This window comes from Veillonella parvula (genome assembly GCF_048309325.1).
In the GTDB taxonomy this organism is placed as follows: Bacteria; Bacillota; Negativicutes; order Veillonellales; family Veillonellaceae; genus Veillonella; species Veillonella parvula_T.
Genome location: NZ_DBFBTX010000002.1, coordinates 115,781 through 130,839 on the forward strand (window position 1 = coordinate 115,781; position 15,059 = coordinate 130,839).

Annotated in this window: 12 protein-coding genes; 8 read left to right on the plus strand and 4 right to left on the minus strand. The window is 40.0% G+C overall.

The annotated features are described in order from the left end of the window. Positions 1-150: 150 nt before the first annotated feature. The 3 genes from ACMKPP_RS00950 to ACMKPP_RS00960 all read right to left on the minus strand — a co-directional run bounded on the left by ACMKPP_RS00950 (position 151) and on the right by ACMKPP_RS00960 (position 2,407). Positions 151-438 carry a cupin domain-containing protein gene (locus ACMKPP_RS00950; RefSeq protein ID WP_004694414.1) on the minus strand — a complete coding sequence of 96 codons (288 nt, stop codon included), beginning with the start codon at positions 436-438 and terminating at the stop codon, positions 151-153. A gap of 345 nt (positions 439-783) precedes the next feature. Beyond that, entirely contained in the window at positions 784-1,449 is a 666-nt protein-coding gene (locus tag ACMKPP_RS00955) for a hypothetical protein (protein ID WP_008714572.1), read from the minus strand. Position 1,450: 1 nt separating this feature from the next. Further along, on the minus strand, positions 1,451-2,407 hold the full coding sequence (locus tag ACMKPP_RS00960) for a DUF1858 domain-containing protein (RefSeq protein ID WP_413084729.1): 957 nt from the start codon (positions 2,405-2,407) through the stop codon (positions 1,451-1,453). Positions 2,408-2,799: 392 nt separating this feature from the next. Here ACMKPP_RS00960 and sfsA point away from each other — a divergent pair, with 392 nt between their 5' ends. The 4 genes from sfsA (at position 2,800) to ACMKPP_RS00980 (ending at position 8,181) form a co-directional block, all read left to right on the plus strand. Then, positions 2,800-4,062, plus strand: a complete 1,263-nt coding sequence (sfsA, locus tag ACMKPP_RS00965; protein ID WP_418369162.1) for a DNA/RNA nuclease SfsA — start codon at positions 2,800-2,802, stop codon at positions 4,060-4,062. A 222-nt stretch (positions 4,063-4,284) separates the two neighbouring features. Further along, the gene (locus tag ACMKPP_RS00970) at positions 4,285-5,091 is read left to right on the plus strand and encodes a hypothetical protein (protein ID WP_418369163.1); all 807 of its coding nucleotides are present in this window, start codon (positions 4,285-4,287) and stop codon (positions 5,089-5,091) included. A gap of 170 nt (positions 5,092-5,261) precedes the next feature. Then, positions 5,262-7,730, plus strand: coding sequence for a DNA gyrase subunit A (gene gyrA, locus ACMKPP_RS00975; protein WP_418369164.1), 2,469 nt, complete (start codon positions 5,262-5,264; stop codon positions 7,728-7,730). Between the two features lie 79 nt (positions 7,731-7,809). Continuing rightward, positions 7,810-8,181 (plus strand): hypothetical protein, encoded by a 372-nt coding sequence (locus ACMKPP_RS00980; RefSeq protein ID WP_004694430.1) that lies wholly within the window; start codon positions 7,810-7,812, stop codon positions 8,179-8,181. Positions 8,182-8,629: 448 nt separating this feature from the next. On the opposite strand, the gene ACMKPP_RS00985 is transcribed toward ACMKPP_RS00980, so the two are convergent. Further along, the gene (locus ACMKPP_RS00985; RefSeq protein WP_077707858.1) at positions 8,630-9,985 is read right to left on the minus strand and encodes an MFS transporter; all 1,356 of its coding nucleotides are present in this window, start codon (positions 9,983-9,985) and stop codon (positions 8,630-8,632) included. 102 nt (positions 9,986-10,087) lie between these two features. Here ACMKPP_RS00985 and ACMKPP_RS00990 point away from each other — a divergent pair, with 102 nt between their 5' ends. From ACMKPP_RS00990 to ACMKPP_RS01005, 4 genes are all read left to right on the plus strand, one after another. Continuing rightward, positions 10,088-11,185: an ArsR/SmtB family transcription factor gene (locus ACMKPP_RS00990; protein ID WP_004694435.1), complete on the plus strand. Its 1,098-nt coding sequence runs from the start codon at positions 10,088-10,090 to the stop codon at positions 11,183-11,185. A 112-nt stretch (positions 11,186-11,297) separates the two neighbouring features. Further along, positions 11,298-11,672, plus strand: a complete 375-nt coding sequence (locus tag ACMKPP_RS00995; RefSeq protein WP_004694437.1) for a surface-adhesin E family protein — start codon at positions 11,298-11,300, stop codon at positions 11,670-11,672. A 323-nt stretch (positions 11,673-11,995) separates the two neighbouring features. Further along, positions 11,996-13,426: a [FeFe] hydrogenase, group A gene (locus ACMKPP_RS01000; protein WP_287510767.1), complete on the plus strand. Its 1,431-nt coding sequence runs from the start codon at positions 11,996-11,998 to the stop codon at positions 13,424-13,426. A 413-nt stretch (positions 13,427-13,839) separates the two neighbouring features. After that, positions 13,840-14,988 carry a glycoside hydrolase family 3 N-terminal domain-containing protein gene (locus ACMKPP_RS01005; RefSeq protein WP_077707855.1) on the plus strand — a complete coding sequence of 383 codons (1,149 nt, stop codon included), beginning with the start codon at positions 13,840-13,842 and terminating at the stop codon, positions 14,986-14,988. Positions 14,989-15,059 lie beyond the last annotated feature (71 nt).

A 15,059-nucleotide genomic window follows, 5' to 3' on the forward strand; every position in this document is an offset into this window, starting at 1 on the left:
AGATTGTGTATTATCCTGTGGGTATTTAATAACTATGGATATAACTGAACCACTAAATAGCTATATAAAACCTAATAACTATATTATTTCTTTTTAATACATACACCATATAAAAAGGACAGTTGCTTGTATCAACTGTCCTTTGGTATTTTATTCAGGTTTGTGAATGAGGTTTACAACGAACTCGCTGTCTTCTACGAGTGTTGCTTGGATGTAGTTATCGCCATTGAATTCCAATACTTGGCCTGGTACAAGTACATGTTCTTCCGTTTCGTTAAGGAACACTTGTACTTTACCTTTTACAACTGTAAAAATGACATTAGCTTCAGGGTGGTTGTGTTTTTCCACCTTTTCACCAGCTTTGCCGCCTTTTTTTACGATTACATAGTTAGGGCCTTGGAATAATAAACCTAATTCTTGATTAACTGTGCCTGCCATAATGGACCTCCTAATTCTAGCTTTTTATGTTCTGAAAGCTTACGCTAACATTTAATTTTACATTGTGTAATTACCTTATAATTATATTATAAATGATATTGCTTATCAATGCTGTGCCTATAGCTACAGTTTTGAAAAAATATGTTACATTCAACATTGTATGCTTTTTTTACCTATATTGAGTAAAATAGGGTGGAGTAAATGTTGGTAGATTGGATATATAAAGATTAATTAAATATACAACGATACATTTACTATATAAAAAACGAACGTAATATGTTACGTTCGTTTTTTCGTCCATTTTCATCCGTTTATATTTTCTTAATCAAACGAACTGTTATGGATTTATTTTTTCTTAATTGTATATAAACGTGTGCCGTTTTCTTCTGTCGTTACAAGTTCAAAGGCTGGATCGATAGCTTTTACAAAAGCTTCGAACCATGTTTGGTAGGCTAATGCCATGAATTTAGGGTCAACGCCCGCTGTACGCCAGTAGCCTGCTTGTAATCTGTGGTCGCCAACCCAGGTAAATTCTTCTGGGCTTTCAGAAACCACTTGGTCACCGCCATCGCAAGGCATGCCATTTACGTAGAAGTTTTGTAACGCATTGTAAATCGCAGGTGCAGTGTGTTCTTCAAGGCTGTCTTGAGCCACAACGCCACATGCTTGGCCTTGTACTGCAAAGGCATCGAGGATAGCGGTTACTACGTGTACTGCTTCATCGCCAGAATTTGTGTCGAGCATGTCTTTGATGAAAGCCGCTTCGCGAACGGAAGCAATGTTGATTTGGTTAGCTAACCAGCCGTGAATATTGCCGTGGTCGATGATGTTTTCCAAAGGAATGCTTGGATTGATTGGTTCGCCGTATGTATCTACGGAGATGGAGTGTAGTTCCTCCGCCAAATCATCAACAACTTTAGAAGTTTTTTCTAAAATCAAATTTTCACGCTCAACAAGCAATTGAATTTTGCGATATAACCAGTAATGGATGTGACCTAAGAATGCGGACATATTAAGCTCCTTTTCGTGCTGTTTCTAATTTCTCTACTAAATCGTATACATTAAAACCGTGGATTTCTGCGGCTTGCCATAATGGCTCAGCTGTTGCAGATGGGCAACCTAGGCAACCCATACCAATACCTTGTAATACAGGTACAACATTTGGATAGGTTTCAACGATGTCGCGAATAATTGTGTCTGGAGTGATAGGGGCACCTGCTTCGAGGCGTGGTGCTTCCACTTCAGGATCGTTACCTTGACCAGGTAAGAACACAGCTGGTTCTTCGGACTTGCTTTCAGCTGGAGCCCCTTCGAGGTCGTCCAATACAGCTGCTTTGAAAGCCTCTAAACCAATGCGGTCGATGAATTCGCCCATGCGTTCGATTTGTGCGTTTTCTTTATAGTATGCGATGATTCGATCAACTAATGCAAGAGCTTCTTTTTCTGTTTTAACTTCTGCGATGAGGTCGCCGATGCGAGGATGCGCGCCGCCGCTACCGCCAGCGTATACATTCCAACCTTCTACAGTACCGATAACGCCCACATCTTTCATGCGGCTTTCAGTACAAGAATTTGGACAACCGGACACGCCGATTTTCATTTTGCTTGGCATTTCAAGGGACAAGTACTTGCGTTCGATTTGCATGCCAAGATGTACGCTGTCTTGTTTAGCGCGTTTACAGAAGGTAGTACCTGGGCAGATTTTTACGCTACGTACGCGGTTGGATACAGTGTACGCTGGCTCCATGCCAAGCATCTCCCATGCTTTATCTACGTCTTCTGCTTTCAAATTTGTAATCATAATGCGTTGGCTGCCAGTTAATTTAAGAACGGCGCCGAACTCATTCGCTACGTCGATATATTTTTGTAATTGATCAGGTTGAATGAAACCTCCTGGAATGCGAGGTGTAATTGCATAACGGCGTTGGCCGTTTTTAATGCGTTGTAAATTTGCTGCAATTTGTGCCATGATAAATCCTTTCTCGAGCCCTCTCTGCGGAGAATAGTGGCTAAAACTACTTAGTTAATCTATAAAACTCTTTATATATTAATTATTTACGCCCTAGGGTTTTGTGAAAGCTTCGCACATATATACGGACAAGTGGGATGAGATCAACTAGGCGATGCCTCAACAAAACCCGACGTAATGATCAGTATGGGTATTTAGAATACTGACCCGACGCTCTTAGTATAAACCATTTTAACAAACAATAATGTAACCCAAGCTACAAAAATAGAACTTTTTAATATTAATTATTGATTGTTACTAACTATAATTATATACGATACTGTTTATAGATGAAACCCAAGGGTAACATATCGTATAATAGACACATAGAATGTTTTGATGTAGGAGAAACGATGAAAGTCCTTTACGATACTATTTTAAAAGCAACATATATAGGTCGCCCGAATCGTTTTGTGGTGACTTTAGATTTGAATGGTGAAAGCATACTCGCTCATTTGCCAAATCCTGGTCGCATGTGGGAGCTTTTGTTTACGGGGGTAACGATGTACATCGTCCCTCACGATAAGCCGGATGCGAAGACGAAATACCGCGTGATAGGTATAGAACGTGATGGCGTTGTTATCATGCTCGATACAAACTACAGCAACGATGTGGCGCAACATTTAATCGAAAATAAACTGATCCCTGGTTGGGAGGAGTGGCGCGTAGTAAGACGGGAGTATACGGTTAAACTACACGGCACATCATCTCGCTTTGACTTGCTCCTCACCAATGATAAGGGGGATGAGTTCTTACTAGAGGTTAAGTCCTGTACGTTGTTCTCCAAAACGGGTGCCATGTTTCCTGATGCTATTACAGAACGGGGTCGCAAGCATTTATTGCATCTGAAAGAATTGCAAAATGAAGGCTACCACACAGGCGTTCTATTCCTCGTACAATGGGACCAAGCGCAGTGGTTCTTGCCAGATTATCATACGGACTTGGAATTTGCCCGTACCTTTAAAGAGGTGGCACCTTCATTAGATTGGAAAGCCGTTGCTGTGGCTTGGGATGAAACTTTCACCATGCCTACGGTGACACATGAATGTTCCTATCCGAGTAGCGTCCTCGATACAGAGGCTCATGATAGTGGCGTGTATGTGATGGTCATGCACCTCGATCACGATTTAGATTTCGAAATCGGTTCTAAAGGGATGATGCATTTCAAATCTGGTTACTATATGTACGTTGGTTCTGCGAAGGCAAATTTGACGAAACGCATTGAACGTCATAAACGAAAACGGAAGAAAATGCACTGGCATTTAGATTACTTCCGAGGTCACTGCGAAATGATAGCAGGCTTGCCAATACGTACCAGTGGGCGACCGCAGGCTATGACAATTTCCGCTCAGGAACGGCAGAAAGGTAAATTTTATGATGATTCGGCTGCTCGTGAAAGTGCAGATGTAGATCTAACTAAAATTGACGTAGAATGTGCTCTCGCTGATGCAGTGCGAGCTATTGCGGAATGGAATGTATCGAACTTTGGGTGCAGCGACTGTGAATGCAATAGCCATCTATTCGGAATGAGTAAAAATCCGATACACAATAAAAAATTTATGAACGTAATAGAAAATTACAGGATGAATATGCTAGATGAACTAGTTAATAGGTAATTATTATTGATGGGGCCCGAGAACTATATACGTAATTAATTAAAAAGTGCTATTACCTATCTCTTCGCTCCATAGTGACCTAAGTCGCTCATCAATAGGTAATAGCACTTTTTAAAACACTAGCTATAGAGGTGTCCCATCAATAATAATATAGTCCTATCCATAGTTATCCCAGCATATTCATTCTATAGTTTCTACATAGAGAGAGGGGAGGTTTTGTGTATGAGGTTGTTTGTTAAGTTTGTGTTGTTAGGTATCGTTGGTGTTTGTAGTGTTGTGTTGAGTGGTTGTTCTTTCATTTGGACGACGGAGAATGGTGATCCTGCTACACCAGAGGATATCAAGTCTAGCGTGGAGAAAGAGTTCTCAGTTGTGCATCCGAATCTTGTTCTTCAGTCATCTGTGGTGGAGAAGGAGAAGCCATTCCAGCGAAATGTGTATGTGTTTTATGATGAAAGTAATGGTATTTCTTTTACTACAAATTCTGTAGTCAAGCGGCCAACATTGCCGGCCCCTGGTGGCGAGCGAAAAAATGATGCGGATTTTGCGTATTCACAAGCGTATTTAGTTCATTTGAATGGTTCGTTAGTGGAGCGTGCTAAGCAGTATGGTATGCGGATGGCGACGCACGAGGAAGCCTTGGAGTTAGCTAAGTCTAAAGCGACACGTGTAGCAGGTACTAATAAGATATCTCTATTCACATATGATGAGATTATCTTTGTAGACGAATCTGTAAAGGGTGGAGATATTCTAACCTTTATGAAATCTATATATAGCCTGTATAAACCGCAAGACAACCCAGCGTTATTGCACCCTCGTTCTGATAGAAGCGTAGGCTTTTATTATCTACCAAAAGGAGAAGCGGACAAAACAAAAGCTAAGTATTTGATCGCCTTTCGATTTATGGCAAAAAATGATTGGAAAGAAACCATGCTAACAGGTATTGGCAGTACTGGTAACGACACTTCGGCTGTAGAACGAGACTTTGCTAGCATTTTAGATGATATGATACAACATGCGGCTCATTAAATAAGAGATAGAGGTTACTATATTTTATAGAATTAATTGCAGCTATGCAACAGTTGTACAATTGGGCCATGTAATGGGAAGGAACTTTTACAAAATATAGCGTTATATACGCAAAAATGCTATAATTATATGATGAATTAGTATCAGTGTTAGTAAAATGAGGTGAGATTGTGGCAGACCAACAATGGTCCCACGGGAATATTCATCCCGTTCAGATTGATAAAGAAATGAAGAACGCGTATATCGATTATGCAATGTCTGTAATCGTTATGCGTGCGCTTCCAGATGTGCGCGATGGCTTGAAACCAGTACATCGCCGTATTTTGTACGCGATGCACGAAACAGGCATGACGCCAAATAAACCGTATAAGAAATCCGCTCGTATCGTCGGTGACGTACTCGGTAAGTATCATCCACATGGTGATAGCTCCGTTTATTATGCGACGGTTCGTTTGGCGCAGGATTTCAATACGCGCTACCTCTTGGTAGACGGTCATGGTAACTTTGGCTCCATCGACGGCGATAGTGCTGCTGCGATGCGTTATACTGAAGTACGTATGGCGAAGATTACAACGGAAATGCTTGCCGATATCGACAAGGAAACTGTTGATTTCATGCCGAACTATGATGAAAGCTTGCAAGAACCAACTGTATTGCCAGCGAAGATTCCAAATCTTCTCATCAATGGTTCCAGTGGTATCGCCGTAGGGATGGCGACAAATATTCCACCACATAACCTTAACGAGGTATGTAATGGCCTAGCGATGCTCATCGACAATCCGGATGTGACTGTAGATGAATTGATGACGCAAATCAAAGGTCCAGACTTCCCGACTGGAGCGCTCATTTTGGGCCGAGACGGCATCAAAAAAGCGTATTCCACAGGTCGTGGTAGCGTTAAAATGCGTGCTCGTGCAACCATCGAAGAGATGTCTAAGGGCAAGCATAAGATCGTAGTGACTGAGATTCCTTACCAAGTGAATAAGGCTCGCGTAATTGAAACAATTGCGAACTTGAGCCGTGATAAGGTAATCGATGGCATTACAGCACTTCGCGATGAATCTGACCGCCAAGGCTTGCGCATCGTTATCGAATTGCGCGCCGATGTGCAACCAGACATCGTACTTAATAAATTATATAAACACACTCAACTTCAAGAAACATTCGGCGTGATTATGCTAGCTCTCGTAGACGGTCATCCTCGCGTATTGAATTTGAAAGAAGTATTGGGTTACTACTTAGATCATCGTCTAGACGTTATCGTACGCCGTACTCAATTCGAGCTTAACAAAGCCGAAGCGCGTGCACACATCTTAGAAGGCTTGTTGATTGCTCTCGACCATATCGATGAAGTGATTGCCACAATCCGTAGTTCTCAAACTGACGAAATTGCACGCAACGCATTAATGCAAAAATTCGGGCTTTCAGAGAAACAAGCGGTAGCCATCCTCGACATGCGTTTACGCCGTTTAACAGGATTGGAACGCGAGAAGATCGAAGACGAATACAAGGAATTGTTGGCATTGATCGAAGACTTGAAAGCTATCTTGGGTAGCGAAGCGCGTCAACGTCAAATCATCAAAGACGAACTCGATGATATGAAGAAAAAATACGGCGACCCTCGCCGTTCTGAAATCACAATCGATACGTCCGACCTTGATGTAGAAGACCTCATCGCTGACGAAGAGATGGTGATTACCTTGACTAAACAAGGTTACATCAAACGGATGAACGCGAACGTATATCGCAACCAACATAAAGGCGGCGCTGGCGTTATCGGCATGAAGACGAAGGAAGACGATTATGTAACGCAAATTATGCATGTGCGGACCCATAATACATTGTTATTCTTCACATCTACAGGTCGTGCATATCGTCTCAAGGCATACGAAGTGCCGGAAGCAGGCTCCCGCAACTCCCGTGGCACCGCTATGGTTAACGTATTGCCACTCGCGGTAGGTGAATCTGTTACGACTATGATCGACCTTGAACGTGTCCATGAAGATGTAAATTTATTTATGGTCACTGAATTTGGCGTTGTAAAACGTACGGCTATTGAAGAATACCGTAATATCCGTCGTTCTGGCCTCAATGCGATTAACCTCGACGAAGGCGATCGTTTGATTTCCGTTAACGTAACGACTGGCAATCAAGACATCTTGATTGGTACTAAGTTGGGTATCGCTATTCGCTTTAGCGAGCATGATGTGCGCCTTATGAAACGGGCGGCTCACGGTGTGCGTGGCATTAAATTGAATGCAGGCGACGTAGTTGTAGGCGCTGGTGTTCTTAATACTGATGAAAGTGAAGCACAAGTGTTTACTATCTCTGAAGAAGGTTTTGGTAAACGCAATGATGCGGAAGCTTATACATTGCAAAAACGCGGTGGTAAAGGCTCTAAGAACTTCAAGATTACGAACAAAACTGGCGATGTAGTGGCTGTAGAGGTTGTTCATAATGATGATGAAGTTATGCTTATTTCTGAGCAAGGCAAAATCATCCGCTTCAATATGAATGATATCGCTGTGAAGAAGGGCAAAGCTATTTCTGGTGTGAAAACACAAAACCTCGACGAAGGTGATAAGGTAGCTAGTATTGCTGTTATTCCAGGCGCTGAAATCGAAGAAGAAGTAGAATAATATAAAACACTATATTAACTATTGAGTAACCATGGGCGACCATCTAAGATGGTCGCCTCTAGTGTTGGGGAGTTTAAAAATGAAAAAATGGTTAGCTGCTATGTTTGCAGCAGGAGTTTTCTTTGTAGGTGGCTTTGGTCAAGCTAGTGCTGCTGACTGGTACTATATCGATGCTGATGCTGACGATGCGGCATGGTTTATTGACAACTCTTCTGTATATAAAACAGATGATGCGGCTACAGTACTTGTTAAAATTAACAATGTTGAAGGCTTTACATATATTTACACAGTACGGATTGATCGCAAAGAAAAAACATGGACAGAACTTGATACAACAGTATATAGCAATGCTGGTATAGCATTGTTATCCAGTAAAGAAGCACAAAAACCTACGAAAATTGAACCGGATACCATGGGGGCGGAAGTTATGCAGGCCCTATGGGGTAAATAATCCAACAATTTAATAGAAGCTGATATTCGCTCTGTCTATTTAGATACTCAGAACGTATAAGTAGCCCCGAACTATCCTGAAAGCCTCCATAGTGACCTAAGTCGGTTTCAGAATAGTTCGGGGCTTTCTATATTATTAGTACTCTTACAGGGCGAATATCAGCTTTCAAATCCGTTGGATTATTTAATCCCATAAGGGGCCTTGCTAGACTTCCTAGGGAGAAAAAGTGACCTAAGTCGTTTTCAGAGTAGTTCGAGGTTTTCTATATCATTAGTACTTTTACAGGGCGAATATCCATATTCAATCGTGTCAGATTCATTTTTTCATACAGAGAGAATATTCCAAGGTGAGTGTGTTTTTGTTTTAGGTAGGTGTGTTATTGAATAGATATGACAAAGAGGCTGTAATTAAAACTTAGTTTTAATTACAGCCTCTGGATTAGATTGTATTAACTATTATGATGGGAAAATTTAAATACTTCTTTTAAACTTATAATAACCAGAATTAGTGTAATTCCCCATCCAATTCGAGTTGCTAATAATAAATCATTTGACCAGATATTTAAGCAAGTTGCACCAATAGCTGAACCGATTGAAATCGCAACATTTTGCAGCATTCGTTGCAAAGCTCCTGTACTTCCTTGGATTTCCATAGGACTGGCTTGCATAATACTGGCAATATTAGCAGGTTGAAAGTATCCTCCACCAATACCGTAGATGAATAATCCTAATGTTAAGAGTTGATAAGGCCAGTTAGGATTGATCAGTAAGAGAAAAATCAAGGATATGATAATAATACTTAGACCAATATGGCTAAATAGCTTATTTTTATTGCCGTTATTGATTTTACTGGATATTCTTGAAAAAAGCACCAGCCCTGTAGGAGCTCCTAGAACAAGAAATCCAGTTTGCCCCACTTCTAGATGATATGATTGTTCAAAAATGAAGGGGGGAAGTAAAAAGATCATTGCAGAGGCAAAGCCAAAAGTAACTGTTTGAAAAAGGTAAGAGATTACTTGAGGATTATTTTTTAATCCTTTGATATCGATAAGTGCGTGTTTGTTCTTAAGTTCCATATAGTAAAATATAATTCCGAGCAACAAGCTAGATAGTATCAGGATTATACCAACTACAAATAGATGTGATTTGTTTAATAAAGATAATCCTAATAAGAGAGAAACTAACATGAGAGTGTTTATAGTAATTCCAAGCATATCTAATTGTCGGTTGTTGTTTTTTTCGGAGAGTTTATTGAGAAGGAAATTATTACATGCAATTCCGAGAATTACAAAAGGAATATTTATCAAAAAAATAAGTTGCCAGAAACTTAACGAAAGTATGATCCCGCCTAAAGAGGGCCCTAGAATAGGGCCTAAACCAATCATAATTCCGAGGATACCAATAGAGCTATTTTTACGTTTTTCAGAAACTAAAGTTGTAATTAGTGCGGCAGAAGTAGCTTGTAAAGCAGCCGCTCCTATGCCTTGAAAAATTCGTCCAATAATTAATAAACTGATATTGTTAATTAAGCCACAAAATAAAGAACTTAGACCAAAAAGCACGAATCCTAAATACGAAATTTTTAATTTTCCAAATTTATCGCTTAATACGCCTAAAGGTAGGATAGAGATAGCTAAAGCTAAAGTATAACCGGTTATTGTGAAGGCTGCAATATCAGTTGAAGTTTGAAATTGTTCTTTTAAAAAGGGTAATGCTATATTGATAATTCCTGTATCGAGAGTGGATAATAACATTCCCATACCTGCAACAATTGTTATGAGTAGATCTTGCAATTGTTTATTCATAAAGATTTCTCCTTTTCTTTAAAACTATTAAGTATAATATAATAAGTCTAAAGTCTATAATCAAACGATTCAAAAAATATCGAATCGTTTAGGAGGATGTTTATGTCTATTACAATTCGGTTTAGCGATTATGCTTTGGAAACAAATGAAACGTTAATACAAAGAATACAATTTGTGTATTCCCCTTTAAATGAACTTTTTAGAAGTTTACATGTGCTTTTAAATCCGCGCCATCATGGAACTAATATTGATTGGGTGATTGAGATACAAGATAAACTTACTGAAGAATTTTATGAGAATCTTCATTATTTCCAACTTTTTTATGAACTGGGGGTCTCTCCTATTTTACTTTGTAATTTTCGTTATCATATGACAACGATTGAAGAGGAAATACAAAATTTAAAGAAATTTCTGGTTAATTATCCGACTATTCAATTAATTGAGTATTTGGAGAGAATAATAGATGATAGAGAAAATGCCTTTATTCCAACATTAGCAAAAGGACTAGAGTGGAAAGATTTTTCTTTAAATGAAAATGATCAATTGCTTAAAGATTTGAAGCGAAATGCTACAAGTGTTTATAGGAGACTTTTTTCTTTTATTGATTGGTATAGAAAATCAATTTTTGATGATACTTGGAAAGAAAAATCAATTGAGCAAAAGCTTTTAATTGAAATACAAAAGCAATCTTCATTTTTGAGGGAAAAAGGTTTTATAGAGATGTTTAATCATTTACAAATTGATCGAATCCATTGGGAAAAAGGAGCTTTAGCTATTATTAAACCTTTTAATCAAGAGGTTTATTTAAAGGACAGTGACTCTATTATGTTGTTACCAAGTTATTTTATTTGGCCGCATCTGTTTGTTGAATCTTTTAATCAAGGAATTGCTATTACTTATGATATTGCGGAGCAACCAAGTTATTATAACTCCACACCGGAGGGATTAGTTACTATTTTTAAAGCCTTGAGCGATTCAGTGCGGTTGCAAATTATGAATTATGTTTTGGAAAAACCAAGTACGACACAGTCTTTAGCGCAAATTTTATTAATGACTGAATCAAGCGTATCGAGACACTTACAAATTTTAAAAGACGCAAAGTTATTGAAAGCAAGAAAAGTGAAGAAGTTTGTTCTATATGAACCGACAGAGTTAGTTACTCAACTTATGCCGAATTTCTATCGCTTCTTTCGAAATTAAGAGAAGATGAATTACCATGTTGTGGGTTGATAGAGATAGTTTTCATATAACATTTAGTTTTTCCTTATATACTAGTTTGTATATTTTTATATTTTCTTTGAGAGGTATTAATATGAAAAAAACATTGGCAGCTGTTTTGGCAGCAGGCGCATTATTAATCGGCGGTATTGGTAGTGTTGATGCGGCTAATTGGTATACAGTAGGCACAGATAGTAATGGTGTTACTTGGTCTATCGACAACGATTCTGTTAAAAAAGATGATAAAAAAGCGGTAATGGACATTAAAGCTATGGACTACGAAGGTTACCACTACATCGTGACTGAAGAGTTTAATCATAAAAAACGGGAAGTTAAGGATCTTAAGGTGACTCTTTATAACCCACAAGGTTATGTTGTAAAAGAGGAACAAGTTAATAAAAATAGCCGTAAAGTTGAGCCAGGTACGCCTGCGTACGCTGTATTCCAACTTATTTGGGGCGGTAAATAATTGAATCCTACAGACGAGTACACTGTTGATCAGTTTAGGCTTGTTTAGATTGAATGATTTTGTAAAAGCTTCACTGGCGCACGTTCTTTTAAAGAGCGTGCGTTTTTTAGATGAATTATTCATCTTTCTATGGTAAAATGTGATTTATATTACACTTTTTGGAGGTTTTGTGCAAAAGTGTAACAATTCTACATAGTATAAACTTTCACCATAGCGTATACTATAGGTAAGATGCAGAAGTATGGCTTGGGCGCAGTGCTCCGTAGTTTAGCATATTTCGCCCCAATAGGTTTGGTAGTTATAGTTTGTTAGAGGAGGTCCTCATGTCTCAATACGAATTTATCGATAAACGCGTGCCGATTGCACTGGACAATCCATCCATTTATCACGACATTTCCAAGTGTAAAAACTGTACGTTATGCCGTCGCGCTTGTGCGGATGTAATGAGCGTACTTGATTACTACGACCTTGATGCAAACGGCGATGTGCCTGTATGTATTCATTGTGGTCAATGTGCGGCAGCATGCCCATTCGACTCCATGCATGCTAAATCCGAGCTTGAAAAGGTAAAAGCAGCCCTTGCTGATCCTGAAAAAATCGTCGTAATCCAAACAGCGCCAGCAGTTCGTGTATCTATCGGTGAAGGCTTTGGCTATGAACCAGGTACATTCTTGGAAGGCAAAATGGTTGGTGCCTTGCGTAAACTTGGTGCAGACTATGTAGTAGATACTAACTTTGGTGCGGACTTAACTATCATGGAGGAAGCATCCGAGCTTGTGGAACGCCTTAAAAATGGCGGTCAAATTCCTCAGTTTACAAGCTGTTGCCCAGCGTGGGTGCGCTTTGCGGAAATTTATTTCCCTGAATTGATTCCTAACTTGTCTTCTACACGTTCTTGTATCGCTATGGAAGCGGCCATGATTAAAACGTACTTTGCAGAGAAAAAAGGCATCGATCCTCGTAATATCGTATCCGTATCTGTAAACCCTTGTACGGCTAAAAAAGCAGAAACGAAACGGGAAGAAGAAAATGCAGCGGCTCGTTACCACAATGACGAATCCCTTGGCATGGACACAGATATTTCCATCACAACTCGTGAATTCATCCGTTGGATTCAAGAGGAACATATTGACTTCAACACAGTAGAAGAATCTCAATTCGACGACTTAATCGGCATGGAAACTGGCGCATCCATCATCTTCGGTAACACAGGTGGTGTTATGGAAGCGGCGATGCGTACGGCTTACAAGCTCATCACTGATAAAGAGCCACCTCCATACGCGTTGACTCACCTTGAAGACGTTCGCGGTATGGAAGGCGTAAAAGAGGCAACTGTTCAATTGGGTGATGACGTAACATTGTCCGTTGCCGTTGTTCACGGTGGTAAAAATACACGTGACTTCTTGAATGCATTGAAAGATAGCGGTAAACACTACGACTTCATCGAAGTTATGGCGTGTCCAGGCGGCTGTATCGGTGGCGGCGGTCAACCGCGCACTAAATTGCCGCAAGCTGTGAAAACTAAAGAAGCTCGTATCGGCGGTCTTTACGAAGCTGACGAAAACTACAAATGGGTTGCGTCCTATGAAAATGAAGAAATTCAAACATTGTACAAAGATTTCTTAGGCGAACCATTGGGCCATAAGGCACACGAACTTTTACACACACACTACACAGACCGCAGCGCGGTTCTTGGTACTCGTAAAGACGTAACACCTGAAACATGCCCAACATCCCCTAAATTTAAAGGTTAATGATAGCCGATTACTCAAACAGCAGGCTGTTATAAAGTAATCAAATGTTTATACACTCATAGTAGAGTTAGCCATTTAGGGTATAACAACATAAAATAGAAAATCCTACGGGTCATGAGTGACTTGATACTCACGTAGCCTTTTGTTACAGTGCGGTCACTTTTTAAACGATTCGTAGGATTTTTTTATATAATTATTCAAAATTCACATATTTTTACTGTATAACTTTATTATAATAATTCAGTATAAAAAAAATTATTTTATTATGAGGAAAAGATGAATCATTTAGTGTATAATATAAAAATATACTGTACGGATCAAGAGGGGACTTATGGGTGTTGCATTGGGAGAGCAACATAGAAAGCCCATAATATTCATAATATTGCGTAAGCATTAAGGAGCTTTTAGGAGAGATGAACCAGTTTTTTCGGCGGGTCCTGAGTGGCCTCGCCTTACTAGTTGCTGTCGTTGGTACAACTGGATGCCAACATGAGAGTCAGGCAGAACAAGAAACGGTACGAACCGTATCGTACCGTGCCGTCCTGGAGTCCAACAAACCCGTGTCTGAAAAGGTGGACACTTGGATTGCGGCCATGTCTCAAGAGGATAAGGTGGGGCAGCTGATGATGATCAGCCTTCATGGTAGCACGATAGGACAATCCCAAAAGGATGTGATCCGAAAATACCGTGTCAGTGGCGTTATGCTAACGAATGAAAATCTTATTAATAAGAACCAAGTGAAAACTTTCACCAGCGATATTATGCAAACGGCGATAACCTCTAGCATGGTGACACCCTATATTGCGGTGTATCGTGATCGCATATTGCATGGGAATGAAAGTTTCTTGCGGTTGCCGAAGCCCAATCGGTGGGGGCAATTGCCTATGGATCGTATCATTAACTTGGCCACGCGATCTGCCATTGAAATGCGGGATATGGGCTTTAACTTGGTCATTGGGCCTAATGCTAACCTTGGCGTACCGAATATGTCCTATACATCTGACCCCACGTGGGCAGGTCACATAAACCTTGCCATGGTGGAGCGTTACCAAATTAATCATATGTGGTCCGCTTATAACTACTTTCCGGCAGTGACCTTAGGGGATGCATCCTTTGGATCAGCTAATGAGGCGAAAGCGTATCTCAGCAATAATGATGTAGCCGTTTTTAAACGTCTCATTGCGCAGACGACGGCGAATAGCTATATGCTTGTGATGAGCCACATTCAGATTCCCGCTATCGATAACGAACACTTGGCGAGTTCCTCTAAGCCGATTATAGACGGTTGGCTTCGCAAGGAGCTCGGTTATAAGGGTATCGTTATGACGGACCGTATCGATGTGGGTGCGTTGCAATCCAATCAAAAGATAGGCGATTACGCTGTGGCTTCCATTTTGGCGGGCAGTGACCTCATTCTTGTTGATGCGGATACGATTCATATCGATGAAGTCCATCGTGCGCTGACGCAAGCGGTGGCGGATGGAACGATTACGACCGAGCGCCTTAACGAATCGGTTAAGCGCATTTTATTGATGAAAATGCAAACGCAAATGGATCCATAAGATATTTAAGAATATCAGATTTTGTAATTAGGAATTTATGAATTAGATATTTACCATTAAGAAACTTAGTA